The organism is Nonomuraea sp. NPDC050540 (assembly GCF_044457485.1).
In the GTDB taxonomy this organism is placed as follows: Bacteria; Actinomycetota; Actinomycetes; order Streptosporangiales; family Streptosporangiaceae; genus Nonomuraea.
In genome coordinates, this window is record NZ_JBITHA010000004.1 from 12463 (window position 1) to 25819 (window position 13357).

General features: G+C 71.7%; 11 protein-coding genes. 7 read left to right on the forward strand and 4 right to left on the reverse strand.

The window, feature by feature from the left end; all coding sequences use genetic code 11:
- The first annotated feature begins 76 nt into the window (after positions 1 to 76).
- The 5 genes from ACIBI5_RS14495 to ACIBI5_RS14515 all read left to right on the forward strand — a co-directional run bounded on the left by ACIBI5_RS14495 (position 77) and on the right by ACIBI5_RS14515 (position 4970).
- Positions 77 to 619 carry a DinB family protein gene (locus ACIBI5_RS14495; RefSeq protein ID WP_397246846.1) on the forward strand — a complete coding sequence of 181 codons (543 nt, stop codon included), beginning with the start codon at positions 77 to 79 and terminating at the stop codon, positions 617 to 619.
- Between the two features lie 103 nt (positions 620 to 722).
- Positions 723 to 1946 carry an FAD-dependent monooxygenase gene (locus ACIBI5_RS14500; protein ID WP_397246848.1) on the forward strand — a complete coding sequence of 408 codons (1224 nt, stop codon included), beginning with the start codon at positions 723 to 725 and terminating at the stop codon, positions 1944 to 1946.
- A 150-nt stretch (positions 1947 to 2096) separates the two neighbouring features.
- Complete coding sequence (locus ACIBI5_RS14505) at positions 2097 to 3041, forward strand: hypothetical protein (protein ID WP_397246850.1); 945 nt, start codon at positions 2097 to 2099, stop codon at positions 3039 to 3041.
- Between the two features lie 34 nt (positions 3042 to 3075).
- Positions 3076 to 4545 (forward strand): MFS transporter, encoded by a 1470-nt coding sequence (locus ACIBI5_RS14510; RefSeq protein WP_397246852.1) that lies wholly within the window; start codon positions 3076 to 3078, stop codon positions 4543 to 4545.
- The gene (locus tag ACIBI5_RS14515; protein WP_397246854.1) at positions 4542 to 4970 is read left to right on the forward strand and encodes a MarR family winged helix-turn-helix transcriptional regulator; all 429 of its coding nucleotides are present in this window, start codon (positions 4542 to 4544) and stop codon (positions 4968 to 4970) included. The genes ACIBI5_RS14510 and ACIBI5_RS14515 overlap by 4 nt, the downstream gene beginning before the upstream one ends.
- Here ACIBI5_RS14515 and ACIBI5_RS14520 read toward each other — a convergent pair.
- From ACIBI5_RS14520 to ACIBI5_RS14530, 3 genes are all read right to left on the reverse strand, one after another.
- A complete protein-coding gene (locus tag ACIBI5_RS14520) occupies positions 4965 to 6605 on the reverse strand; it encodes a hypothetical protein (protein ID WP_397246856.1) in 1641 nt (546 codons plus the stop codon). The genes ACIBI5_RS14515 and ACIBI5_RS14520 overlap by 6 nt on opposite strands.
- Positions 6606 to 6738: 133 nt before the next feature.
- A complete protein-coding gene (locus ACIBI5_RS14525) occupies positions 6739 to 7521 on the reverse strand; it encodes a class II aldolase/adducin family protein (RefSeq protein ID WP_397246858.1) in 783 nt (260 codons plus the stop codon).
- On the reverse strand, positions 7518 to 8669 hold the full coding sequence (locus tag ACIBI5_RS14530) for a lactate 2-monooxygenase (RefSeq protein ID WP_397246860.1): 1152 nt from the start codon (positions 8667 to 8669) through the stop codon (positions 7518 to 7520). Before ACIBI5_RS14530 ends, ACIBI5_RS14525 begins: the two co-directional genes overlap by 4 nt.
- Before the next feature lie 89 nt (positions 8670 to 8758).
- Here ACIBI5_RS14530 and ACIBI5_RS14535 point away from each other — a divergent pair, with 89 nt between their 5' ends.
- The gene (locus ACIBI5_RS14535) at positions 8759 to 9832 is read left to right on the forward strand and encodes a PucR family transcriptional regulator (protein ID WP_397246862.1); all 1074 of its coding nucleotides are present in this window, start codon (positions 8759 to 8761) and stop codon (positions 9830 to 9832) included.
- A gap of 51 nt (positions 9833 to 9883) precedes the next feature.
- On the opposite strand, the gene ACIBI5_RS14540 is transcribed toward ACIBI5_RS14535, so the two are convergent.
- A complete protein-coding gene (locus tag ACIBI5_RS14540; protein ID WP_397246864.1) occupies positions 9884 to 10615 on the reverse strand; it encodes a peptidylprolyl isomerase in 732 nt (243 codons plus the stop codon).
- Positions 10616 to 10755: 140 nt separating this feature from the next.
- On the opposite strand from ACIBI5_RS14540, the gene alaS reads away from it, so the two are divergent.
- Positions 10756 to 13311, forward strand: a complete 2556-nt coding sequence (alaS, locus tag ACIBI5_RS14545) for an alanine--tRNA ligase (RefSeq protein ID WP_397246866.1) — start codon at positions 10756 to 10758, stop codon at positions 13309 to 13311.
- Positions 13312 to 13357 lie beyond the last annotated feature (46 nt).

Below are 13357 nucleotides of genomic sequence, written 5' to 3' on the forward strand. Positions count from 1 at the left end.
AATTAAAAGACCGTTCATTTGATACGTCAAGACTTTTCAGCGCAGCCCAGGTCTCCGTGGCTTGTAGGGTGCGGAAATGGCAAGGAGTGAGCGGCTCGCGGAGCAGTTGGACTGGTACTGGCGCTCGAACCTGCGGCCGCGGCTGGACGGTCTGACCGACGAGGAGTACTTCTGGGAGCCGGTGCGCGGCTGCTGGAGTATCCGCCCACAGGGCAGTTCGGCCGCACCGATGCCGCTGGGTTCGGGCGGGTGGACCATGGATTTCGGGTCCCCTGACCCGGTGCCGGCGCCGGTGACCACGATCGCCTGGCGGCTGGCGCACATCATCGTCTCGTGCCTGGGCTATCGGGTCGGATGGCACTTCGGCGGCCAGGACGTCGACTCCCAGACCTTCCCCTACGCGGGAACCGCTGACGAGGCGCTGAAGCAGCTCGACGAGATGTACGGGAGATGGAACGCGGGGGTCCGCGCACTCTCGGACGCCGACCTGGACGCTCCGCCCCCGGTGGGTCCCGAGCGGCGTCCCATGGAGGGCATCGTCCTGCACGTCAACAGGGAGCTCATCCATCACGGCGGCGAGATCTCCCTGTTGCGCGACCTCTACCGCTGGCAGAACTGAGCCGTATCGCGCACTTCTGGGCGCGGGATTTCGGGCGTGCCGATGAGTTTTGTGCGGGTCCGTGGTCTATACGGCTGGACACACCGACAGCATGGAGGCAGTGATGAGCGTCGACGACTCCGGTCCCAGGGTGTTGGTGGTGGGGGCGAGCATCGCGGGGCCCGCGCTGGCCCACTGGCTGCGCCGGCGGGGGGCCGAGGTGACCGTGGTGGAGTGGGCTCCCGAGCTGCGTCCCGGCGGGCAGGCGGTGGACGCGCGCGGGATCGCCAGGGAGGTCATCGAGCGTATGGGGCTGGACGCGGCGGTGCGCGCGGCGTGCACCGACACCGCCGGCGCGCACACCGTGGACGCGGACGGGCACGTGCTGGAGACCTTCCGCGCCGACGACCATGGTGGCGACGGGTTCATCGCGGACATCGAGATCCTGCGCGGGGACCTGTCCCGGGTGCTCTACGACGACACCCGCGACGGCGTCGAGTACGTCTTCGGCGACCGGATCGCGGAGCTCGCCCAGGACGCGGACGGGGTCGACGTGGTTTTCGCGGGCGGCGACCGGCGGCGCTTCGACCTGGTGGTCGGGGCCGACGGGCTGCACTCGGCGCTGCGAGCGATGGTCTTCGGGCCGCATGAGCGGTTCCTCCGCCATCTCGGGCACGTGCTGGCCTTCTACAGCGTGCCCAACGAGTTCGGGCTGGACCGCTGGCTGCTCGAGTACCAGGATCAGGAGTCCGGGCGCTCCGCCCTCCTGCGGCCCATCCAGGACGCCACCCGGGCGATGGCCATGTTCTACTTCGCCTCGGCCGGCTTCGACGTCGACCACCGTGACGTCGCGGCCCAGAAGACCCTGCTGCGTGAGCGGATGGCGGGCCTGGGCTGGTTGACCCCGGACATCCTCGCGCACCTGGACGACACCCCGGACTTCTACCTCGACCAGGTCGCCCAGGTGGTGATGGACCGCTGGTCGAGTGGACGGGTGGGGCTGCTCGGGGACGCGGCGTTCAGCTCCTCGCCGATGTCGGGGCAGGGCACCGGGGTGGCGCTGGTCGGCGCCTACGTGCTGGCTGGCGAGCTGGCCGCCGCCGGGTGGGATCCCGCCACCGGGTTCGCCCGCTACGAGGCGCGGATGCGCTCGTTCGTCGAGGCCAACCAGGAGATCGCCCGGTTGAACGCCCGCAGCCGCGAGGTACCCGGGCCGGACGCCGAGCCGGGTCCCGATTTCGCCGGCGAATGGTTCGCCGAGCTGGTCGGGCGCGCGATCAACGGCGTCGAGCTGCCCGACTACGCGGGGGTGCCGGACTCCGCGGCCCCGGCGGTAGGGCTCACATAGGCCGCAGGACTCACCTGACGGGTCGAGCTTCGGTGGGACACCGCCGGACGACCTCCGCCCATGCCGCGTCGCACCCGAGACGCCGGACACGTTCGGCGATCGCTCGTACACTTTCTGTGGTTGCTGGCGATGGGGAGAGGGTCGGGGACGATGAGCGGGCCGGAGTCGGTGACTTGTCACGAGGACCTGGTGAAGCTGCTGGCCGAGCAGTTCGCGCGGGCCGACATGTCCCTTCGGGAGCTGGAGACGCGGGCGGACAGGGCGGGTGGTGCGCGGCTGCCGCGCACCACGTGCGCCGACATGCTGGCCGGCCGGCGTTTCCCCAAGAAGGCGGTGATGGTGGCGTTCCTGCGGGGGTGCCGGGTTCCCGATTCCCAGCTTCCGGCGTGGGAACAGGCGTGGGACCGGGTGCGGGTCGGCCGGCTGCCCCCGGGGGCGAACGCCGAGCCGCCGGTCTCACCTGTGCGTGTGGGGACGGCCCGGCGGTGGCGGCGCGCCGGGCTGCTGGCCGCGATGGCCGTGGCGACGGTGGCGATCAGCCTCGGCGTCATGGCTCAGCGGGGGACTCCCCAGCGCGGCTCGTCCGGAGGGGTGCCCGGCCACTTCGTGGGCGTCTCCCACATCGTCAGTGACGACGGCCGTTCGTTCCCCCGTGGCGGGTCGAGCCGGTTCACCGTGCGCGTCGACCCGGCCAGCACGGGGGTGCGGCTGGTCCGCCGGCTGGACGTGGGCGTCGGCCTGCAACATGCCACGATCACCGTCAACGGCACCCCGGCCGCGGAGTGGCGGCCGCTGCTCGAAGACGCCGTCTACAAGTGGCGCGACCAGATCGTCACGCTCCCGCCGCATCTGACCACGGGCCGGGACTCGCTCACCATCGTCAACACGTCCGTGTCGGCCTCGGGCTTCAACGAGTTCTTCTACACCGTGGAGCACGAGGTCGACGGTGTCTGGACGGTCGCCGACCGGCTCGACGTCGGCCGCGGCCACGCCGCCGGCGAGGCCGCCCACGACTACCGCGTCGTCGGGGAGGACTGGGCCGACGTCCAGACCTTCGCCTATCCGCCGCGGAGGGAGGACTGGCGGGTCCGGTGAGCCGGATATTTAGTTATGCGAATATAATCGTTGTATGCCTATAACCAGTAGGACGCCCGTCGCCCTCGCGCTGAGCCCCCGTCAGCGGATGCTCGTCCTGGCGATCTGCTGTATGAGCCTGTTCATCGTCGGCCTGGACAACACGATCGTGAACGTCGCGCTGCCCGCCATCCGCCGCGACCTGAACGCCTCCATCTCCGGCCTGCAGTGGATCATCGACGCCTACACGGTGGTGCTGGCGAGCCTGCTCATGCTGGCCGGCTCGACCGGTGACCGGGTCGGCCGGCGCCGTACGTTCCAGATGGGGCTGGCGTTGTTCACACTCGGCTCGCTCATGTGCTCGCTCGCGCCCGGCCTCGGCTGGTTGATCGCGGCTCGGGCGCTGCAGGCCGTCGGTGGTTCCATGCTCAACCCGGTGGCCATGTCGATCATCACGAACACCTTCACCGAGCCGCGCGAGCGGGCGCGGGCCATCGGCGTGTGGGGCGGCGTGGTCGGTATCAGCATGGCGCTGGGGCCGCTGGTCGGCGGCGCGCTGGTGGACTCGGCCGGGTGGCGGGCGATCTTCTGGATCAACATCCCGGTGGGGGTGGCCGCGTTCTTCCTGTGCGCGCGGTTCGTGCCGGAGTCGCGGGCGCCGCGCCCGCGCCGGGTGGACCCGGTCGGGCAGGTGCTGGTCATCGTGATGCTGGCCGTCCTGACGTACACCCTCATCGAGGCGCCGGCGGCCGGGTGGGGGTCGCCGCGGACGCTCGGTGGGTTCGCGGTCGCGGCGCTGGCGCTGGCCTGTCTGGTGCCGTACGAGCTGCGCCGAACCGAACCCCTGATCGACCTGCGCTTCTTCCGGAGTGCGCCGTTCGCGGGGGCCACGGTGATCGCGGTGTGCGGGTTCGCCGCCTTCGCCGGCTTCCTGTTCGTGAACACGCTCTATCTGCAGGACGTGCTGGGCCTGTCCGCGCTGCAGGCCGGCCTCTACACGCTGCCCATGGCCGGGCTGACCCTGGTCTGCTCGCCGCTGTCGGGCCGGATCGTCGGGAACGCCGGGACCCGCGTCCCGCTGCTGGTGGCGGGGGCCACCATGGGGGCCAGCGGCCTGATCATGACGGGGCTGGCGGCGGACACGCCGACCTGGCGGCTCATGGCCGCGTACGTGCTGTTCGGGGTGGGTTTCGGCATGCTGAACGCGCCGATCACGAACACCGCCGTGTCCGGCATGCCGCGTACCCAGGCCGGTGTGGCCGCGGCCGTGGCGTCCACGAGCCGCCAGATCGGCCAGTCGCTCGGTGTCGCGGTCATCGGCTCCCTGGTCACGTCGGCGGTGGCCGGACCGTTCGCGGCCGGGTTCCCGGCGGCCAGCCGTATCGGCTGGTGGGTCATCGTCGGCTGCGGGGCGGCCATCGTGCTGCTCGGTATCCTGACCACGACCGGCTGGGCCCGCCGCAGCGCCGCCCGTACCGCCGAACGGCTCGCCCAAGCTCCCGACAGAACGGCGGACGCCCCATGAACGACACCCCCGACCAGGAGGCGGTGGCCCGCGTCTGGGCCGCCATGTACGACCTCGTCCTGCGGCAGGAGGACCGTCGCAAGGAGGTGGCCGAGACGCTCGGCGTGAGCTTCTTCCGGGTCAAGGCGCTGCGCCGGCTGCTGGCCGGGCCGAAGACCATGCGGGAGCTGACCGCCGACCTGTCGACCGACAAGCCGTACACCACGCTGATGGTGGACGATCTGGAGCAGCGCGGCTACGTGACCCGCAGCGTCTCTCCCGACGACCGGCGCAGCAAGATCGTCACTCTCACCCCGGAGGGGACGGCCGCCGCAGAGGCGGCCGAGCGCATCCTGGCCCGCCCGCCACGCTCCATGCTCGCCCTGGACCCCGGCGACCTGGCCGCCCTCGACCGCATCATGACCAGCCTGCGCACCCCGTCATGACCAGGGGACGTGGGCGATCTTCTTGATGGAGCTGCCGGGGTAGACGACGATCAGGTGTTCCTCGTCGGGGGCGTCGGCTTCCTTCCCCTCCCATGCGAGCTCGCGGGCGTACACGCGCATCCGGTACCGGCCCGGACCCGCGGCCAGGTCCGGGAGCGGGCCGAGCGCGCCGCTGTCGCCGCCCTCGGAGTATCGCGCCACCCCCAACCGGCCGGTACGGCTGGCGATCCCCACCTCGACCACCCTGTCCCAGCCCTTGAGCCGGAGCGGCGGCGCCTTGCCGAAGGCCTTGAGCGTGAGGCACATCGGCTCGTTCTCGCCGAACGTCGTGATGGCGGCACTGCTGCCCACGGCGTCGATGAAGCCGTCGTCGACGGCCTTGAAGAAGTCGCCGCCCGGGGCTTCGATCTCGTCGTAGACGTCGTAGCCGCCGCCTTCGAACAGCATGTACGCGGCGGTGCCCTGCCGTTCGGCCCGCACCTTCGGCCAGGGGTCGGAGCAGTGGGCGTTCATCCTGGCCATCTCGGCCTGCCACGCGGCCTCCCGGACCTGGTATTGCCTGAGCTGCTCGGCCTGTTCGAGTACCTCGTCGGCCTTCTGCCGGAGGACGACGGCCGGGCACAGGAAGTTCAGGGCGGCGGCGAGGTCGTCCGGCTCGGCCGCACCGCCTGCCAGCCGGAGCCGCTCGGCGCGGTCCTTGGCTTGGGGCAACGCGCACATGTCCGTTCCGTGCGCGAGGACGCGCTGGTCGGGCTGGTCCGCGGGGAACATGTCGCCGGTCCTGGCCAGGCAGAGGAAGGCGCGCCGCCGGTCCTCCGGACGGGTGCTCGCGTACGAGGGGCAGGGCTCTTGCGCGGCGGTGAAGCTGAACCTGGCACTTTCCTCGGTGCCGACCACGACGAGCGGCAGGGCGAGCGCGAGCGCCACGGCCAGCCGTGAGGGGCGGCCGGTCGCCGGCCGCACGGCGGCGGGACGGGCGAGCTCGTGCGCGGTACGCGCCAGCCACACCGTGGAGAGAACGTAGAGCGCGCTGAACAGGAGTCCGACGCCGCCGAACAGCAGGTTCTCGGAGCGGGGGAGAAGGGTGAGCACGGGCAGGCCCAGCCGGGCGACGAGGCTGAGCTGCCCGATGCCGATCGTGGCGCCGCTCCAGCGACTGTCGCGGCGCTGCCCGATGAGGATCATCACCATGCAGGCGAAACCCGGCGCCGCGAGCAGGTCGATCACTCCGGCGGGCTCGTTCCCGAGGGGGAGCGGCACCAGGTCGACCAGGCAGAGCGCGATGGCGACGGCACGGAACCACACCGGAATCCCGGAGATGACGTGGAGTAGCAGGATCACCGTGGCGGCCCACAGGCCCGCGTTCGCGAAGTCCTCCACGGTGTCGGACAGCTCTTCGACGAGCTCCCAGAGGCCCAGGTCGCCGACGATGCCCGCGTAGATCAGGCGCCGGAGCCAGACCACGCTCGGCGGCAGGTTCGCCGCGCGCGGCAGCGCCGGACCGCGCAGGACCTGCCACAGCGCCCAGGCGTTGAGTCCGCAGATCCCGGCGAGCACGGGCCCCAGCCAGTCTGCCACCGCGAAGGGGCCGACCCAGAGCGTGGCCATCGACAGCACCCGAAGGTCGCCGGACACGACGGCGTGCACCCCGGCGGCGGTCGCGGCGGTCAGGTAGAGGGTGACGATGACGGCCGCCGTCCGGCCGAAGCGGTATCGGCCGACGGCGGCCCGGAGGCGAGTGACGATGTGGTGATCTTAAGGCGAAAAATCAGTCGAAAAGGTCGAGATCGGTGCGGATGATCTGCTCGTAGAGAGGCTGGAAGTTGAGCCAGCCGACGAAGTCGTTGCCGATCTGGCCGTGGGTGAGCTTGGCCTGGTCGTGGTCGATCTGCACGGTCGGGCCCGCGGCCTTCGCCAGCAGTTGCGCCTGGCACGAGCGCTCCATCGTGATGAACCACCAGGCGGCGGCGTCCACCGAGTCGCCCACGGTCAGCAGGCCGTGGTTGCGCAGGATGACGGCCTTGTGGGAGCCGAGCGCCGTCGCGATCCTGCGGCCCTCCTCGGTCTCCACCACGACGCCGGTGTAGTCGTCGAACAGGCCGTGGTCCTCGTAGAAGGCGCAGGCGTCCTGGGTGAGCGGTTCCAGCATGGCGCCGAGTGAGGACAGGGCCTTGCCGTACACGGAATGTGAGTGCGCGGCGGCGACGGCGTCGGGGCGGGCCTGGTGGACCATCGCGTGGATGGCGAACGCGGCCTGGTTGACGTGATGGCGGCCGTGGACGACCTGGCCCTCGTGGTTGACCAGGATGAGGTCGCTGACCTTGATGTGCTTGAAGGTCATGCCGAACGGGTTGACCCAGAAATGGTCGGTGTGCTCCGGGTCGCGGGCGGTGATGTGCCCGGCGACGCCCTCCTCGAAGCCGAAGCGGCCGAACAGCCGCAGCGCGGCGACCAGGCGTTCCTGTCGGTGGCGCCGCTCGTCGGCCACGTCGTCGAACTTCGCCGGCAGGGGGAAGGACAACTGGTCGGTCGGGATGGGCTCCAGGTTCATCGTTCCTCCAGGATCGACGGGTCGAGTTCGGCCGGTGTGCGGAAGCCCGCCAGGCCAAGAGTGAGGTCGAGGTCGGCGAGCAGCGCGCGCACGACGTGCCGCACGCCGTCCTCGCCGCCGCACGCCAGCCCCCAGACGTAAGGGCGGCCAAGGAGTACGGCCCGCGCCCCGAGCGCGAGCGCCTTGACCACGTCCGCCCCGGACCGGATCCCGGAGTCGAACAACACGGTCAGCCCGTCGCCGGCCGCCGCGACGACCCCGGGCAGCGCGTCGAGCGAGCCGAGCGCGCCGTCCACCTGGCGGCCGCCGTGGTTGGAGACGACGACACCGTCCATGCCCGCGTCGGCGGCGCGCCGGGCGTCGTCCGGATGCTGGACGCCCTTGAGGACGATCGGCCCGTCCCAGTTGTCGCGCAGGAGCGGGAGCTGGTCCCAGGTGTGGGCGCGGCCGTTGAACATGGGCGCCCACGTCATGATCGCGGCGTTGAGGTCCTCCTCGACGGGCCGCTCCAGCCGGGACCGGAAGACCGGGTCGGACAGCGGGATCGCGAGCCCGGTCCCGCGCAGGAACGGCAGGTAGGCGCGGTCGAGGTCGTTGGGCCGCCAGGCCAGCGTGAAGGTGTCGAGGGTGACCACGAGCGTGTCGTAGCCGTTCTTGCGGGCCCGATCCAGCAGGCTGAGCGTGACCTCGTCGTCGTGCGGCCAGTACAGCTGGTACCAGCGCGGCCCGCCCGCCTCGGCCACTTCCTCCAGCGTGTGCGAGGAGGCGGTGCTCAGGATGGTCGGCAGTCCCAGCGAGGCCGCGGCGCGAGCGGTCGCCAGCTCACCGTGCGGGTGCACAATCGACTGCACGCCGATCGGCGCCAGCGCGAGCGGCGCGGGATAGGTACGGCCGAACAGTTCGGTGCTCAGGTCCCGCTCGGTGGTCTCGCGCAGCATCCTGGGCACGATCGCGCGCCGCACGAATGCCGCCCGGTTGGCCGCGTCGGTCTCGCCGCTGCCGGCCGAGCCGGCCACGTACCAGTAGGGGCCCTCCTCCAGCAGACTGCGGGCGGCCTCCTGGAGCTTGGCCGGGTCCACCGAGTACGGCGGGAGCGCGCCGGTCAGGCCGTTGAGGTAGATCTCGAGCTGAAAGTCGGAATAGGCCACCCGACCAGCCTGTCTCGCCGATCACCGGCGGGCAACGTTCACCGGTCGCGAATCCGGTTCGGAAGATTGTGTCGTGGCACAATGAGCGAGTGGATCCCAGGTTCGCGGCGCTGAGCGCGCGGCTGCTGGAGCGGGTGGAGGAACTGGGCGGCGAGCTGGCCAGGCGGGTGCGCGCCGCGGAGGCCGAACTGGCCGTGGTGCCGCCGGACGACCTGGCCGCGGTCTGCGCCGAGCAGTTGCGGCTCTCGCTCACGCACCTGTCGGGCGGCGCGGTGATCTCGACCGCCTCCACCGAGGCCAACGCCCGCCGCCGCGCCGAGCGGGGCGTGCCGCTCGCCGCGCTGCTGCACAGCTACCGGGTGGGCACCCAGTTCCTGTGGGAGAGCTTCGTCGCCGAGGCGGGCGACGACGAGCACGCGATCCTCATCGCCAGCGCGAGTGAGATGTGGCTCGGGCTCGACCTCATGTCGGAGGCCATCAGGACCGCCTACCGCGAGGTGGAGGCCGAGCGCGACCAGCGGGCCAGGCGGGATCGGGACGTGCTCTTCGACGCCCTGCTGGGCACCGACCCGGTGCGGATCCGGCAGAGCGCCGACGCGCTCGGGCTGCCGCACCGGGGGCGCTTCCACGTGATCGCCGCCGAGGTCACCGCGGGGATGCCGGTCGCCGCGGTGTGGCGGCACCTGCCGACGGAGCGGCTGGCCGTACTGCCGCTGCCGGAGAACGCGGCGTTTCCCGTGCTGACGGGAGGACGTTACGGGGTGAGCCCCGCCTACGAGCAGATCTCGCAGACCGCGGCGGCGCTGCGGCTGGCCAGGCTGGCGCTGGCGGCGGGCGCCGAAGGCGTCTCCCACTACGGCGACCGCCCCGTGGCCACGCTGGTGGCCAGCAGCCTGGAGACCGCCGACGACCTGGCGCACAGGGTGCTCGGCAGGCTGCTCGACCTGCCCGCCGATGACCGGGACGCCCTCCTGGCCACCGCCTACACGTGGTTCGCGGAGGGCGGCTCGACGGCGCGTACCGCGCAGGCGCTCTTCTGCCACCGCAACACCGTCCGCTACCGGCTGGGCCGGGTGAAGGAGCTCACCGGCCGCTCGGTCGACCATCCGCGGCAGGCGGCCGAGCTCTTCCTGGCCCTGGAGACCGTCTACGTCCGCAGGTAGAGCTCGGCGTTGGGGCTGTACCGGTGCAGCCCCAACGCGGCAGGACCGGTGTCAGCGGCGGCTGATCCTCGCGTCCCTGATGTCCGCGGGGAGGACCGGCTTGCCGTCCACGGGCGGGGTCGGGCCGCCCGGGGTGGGCTGGATGCCGCCGGCCGCGATCCTGTCGAGGGCGGCCAGGCCGGGGCCGTCGACGGTTCCGAAGACCGTGTAGTTGGGCGCCAGCCCGGAGTCGCCGATGACCAGGAAGAACTGGCTGCCGTTGGTGCTGGGCCCGGCGTTGGCCATGGCCAGCAGGCCGCGCGCGTACGTCTTGCGCACCCCCGTCGGATCGCCGGGCCACGGCGGCAGGTCGGTCGGCAGTTCGTCCTTGTACTTGTAGCCGGGTCCGCCCTCGCCGGTGAAGCTCGGGTCGCCGCACTGCAGTACCTTCAGCCGGTCGTAGGCGGTCAGGCGGTGGCAGGAGGTGCGGTCGTAGAAGCGGTGCCTGACCAGGTGCACGAAACTCTGGACGGTGCACGGCGCCTTGACCGGGTCGAGTGTGAGGCGGATGTCGCCGTGGTTGGTCTCCAGGACGGCGGAGACCGGCCGGGTGGGGGTACGGCGCGGGTCCGGCGGCAGGTGCACCCGGCGGGCCGGCGGCTCGTCGGGCGTCTGGGTGTAGGCGCACGGGCCCTTGGTCGTCTTCGGCGGCCGGTCGGCCGAGGCAGCCGAGGCGGGGGTGGCCACGAGCGCGACCAGCGAGCCCGTCGCCGCTGCGGTTAAGGCGAGTCGTGCCAGCGACATCTGTCCTCCACAGGGGTTGTCAACGGATCAACCCTAGGGCGTCAAGGCATGGGCGTCGACAGCCGGAAAACCAGAGGAGTTCCCGGGCTTCGCCTTGCTACCTTCGGCGGAAAATCAGCGAGCGAAAAGGGAGATCGGAAATGCCGATGACCGCCGACCGGCTCAGGTCAGCGTTCCTGGACTATTTCACCGCGCGCGCCCACGAGCGCCGGTCGTCGGCAGGTCTCATCCCGGCACACGCGGCCGCCCCGCTCTTCGTCAACGCGGGCATGGTGCCCTTCCTGCCGTACTTCCTGGGCGAGGAACGGCCCGGCTTCAGCCGGGTGACCACCGCGCAGAAATGCGTGCGCGTCCGCGGCAAGCACGACGACATCGACGTGATCGGCATCAGCAGGCGCCATCTCACGTTCTTCGAGATGCTCGGCAATTTCAGCTTCGGCGACTATTTCAAGCGCACGGCCATCGAATACGGATGGGATTTCCTCACCGAGGTGCTCGGCATCGATCCCGACCGGCTGTGGGTGACCGTGCACGAGAGCGACGGCGAGGCGGCCGAGCTGTGGCGGGAGGTCGCGGGGGTGCCCTTCGCGCGGATCCAGCGGCTCACCGGCGACAACTTCTGGGAGATGGGGCCCACCGGACCGTGCGGGCCCTCCTCGGAGATCTTCTACGACATGGGCGCCGAGCTCGGACCCGATGGCGGGCCCGCGCACGGCGGCGAGGATCGGTTCGTGGAGATCTGGAATCTCGTCTTCATGACCTACAACCGGCTCGACGACGGTTCTCTGCGGCCCTTGCCGCAGGTCAACATCGACACCGGCGCGGGGCTTGAGCGCATCCTGCCGATCCTGCGGGGCGGCTCGTCGGTGTTCGAGACCGATGTGCTGCGGCGGTTGATCTCGGCGGCGGAGGAGGCGTGCGGCCGGCCGTACGGGATGGACGAGGGGCGTGACGTGAGCCTGCGCATCGTCGCCGACCACGCGCGGTCGATGACGTTTCTGCTGGCCGACGGCGTCGTCCCGAGCAACGGGGAGCGCGGGTACGTGCTGCGCCGCATCATCAGGCGGGCGGCCCTGCACGCGCGCCGAGCCGGGGCGCGCTCCGGAGTGCTGCCGCGGATGGCCGGAGCGGTCGCGCAGGTCATGGGCCAGGGATATCCGGAGCTCGCCGGCACGATCGACCGGGTCAAGGAGACGCTGGAGCGTGAGGAGCACCGCTTCCACGAGACGCTCACCCAGGGGCTCGGGCTGCTCGACGGCCTGGCCGGGCGGGAGGAGATCTCCGGCGAGGTCGCCTTCCTGCTGCACGACACCCACGGCTTCCCGATCGAGCTCACGAGGGAGGTCGCGGCCGAGCGCGGGCTGACCCTGGACGAGGACGGCTTCGCCGCGGCCATGGAACGCCAGCGGGCCGGCGCGAGAGTCGTGAAGGCCGCGACCACGAGCGGCACCGGCCGGGAGGTCCTGGATGAGTCCGGCACCACGGAATTCCTGGGCTACGAGGTCACCGAGGCCGACACCACCCTGCTGCGCGTCACCGTGATCGAGAGGGGCCGCGCCGAGCTGTACGCCGACGCCACCCCCTTCTACCCGGAGGGCGGCGGCCAGATCGGCGACACCGGCCAGGTCCGAGGGCCGACCGGCCGGGGCCGGGTGCTCGACACCGACGCGCCCGTCCCCGGCGTCATCCGCCACCTGGTCGAGGTGGCGGAGGGCACGTTCGAGCCGGGCCAGCGGGTGCGCCTGGAGGTCGACCGGGACCGGCGCGCGGCGCTGCGGCGCAGCCACACCGGCACCCATCTGCTGCACTGGGCGCTCAACGAGGTCGTCGGCGGGCACGTGCGGCAGCAGGGCTCGCTGGTCGCCCCCGACTACCTGCGCTTCGACTTCAACCACCACGCGCCGCTCACCGACGACCAGATCCACGAGGTCGAGGCGCTGATCGCGGCCGAGGTCCTCGGCAACCAGACGGTCGAGGTCACCAGAGTCGGCTACGAGGAGGCCAAGCGGGCGGGCGCGATCTCCTTCTTCGGCGAGAAGTACGGCGACGTCGTGCGCGTGGTCAAGGCCGGAGAGCACTCCATGGAGCTGTGCGGCGGCACCCATGTCTCCCGGCTGGGCGACATCGGCCAGGTGCTCATCACCGCCGAGTCGTCCATCGGCGCCAACCTGCGGCGCGTGGAGGCGCGGGTGGGCCTGGCGGCGTTCGAGGAGGCCAGCGGGCAGCGCGCGCTGCTGCGTACGGCCGCGCGCCTGCTCAAGAGCGAGCCGGGCGAGGTGCCGGACGGCATCGAGCGCCTGCGGGAGTCCGCGCGCGGCGCCGAGCGCGAGCGCCGGAGGCTGGCGGCCGAGCTGGACAGGGAGCTGGCGACGGCCATGGCGCGCGGGGCCGAAGGCGGCGTCGTGGTGCGCCGGTGTGACGGGCGTGACCAGGCGGCGCTGCGGCACCTGGCCGGCGAGGTGCTGGCGGCAGGCGTTCGCGCGGTCGGCCTGGTCGGCTCGCCTGACGGCAGGACGGTCGCGCTCTCGGTCGACCTGGCCGAGGGCGGCTCCGGCGCGCCGGAGATCGCCCGGCGGGCGGCCGGTGCGGTGGGCGGCGGCGCGGGCGGCAAGGACCCACGCCGCGCGGTGGCCGGTGGCCGTGACGTCTCCGGTGTCGAGCGGGCGCTGGCGATCCTGCGCGAAGAGCTTGCCTGAAGCATGTCGAGAACGGGGCGTCGGCTTCTACGTCCCGGGTGAAGAC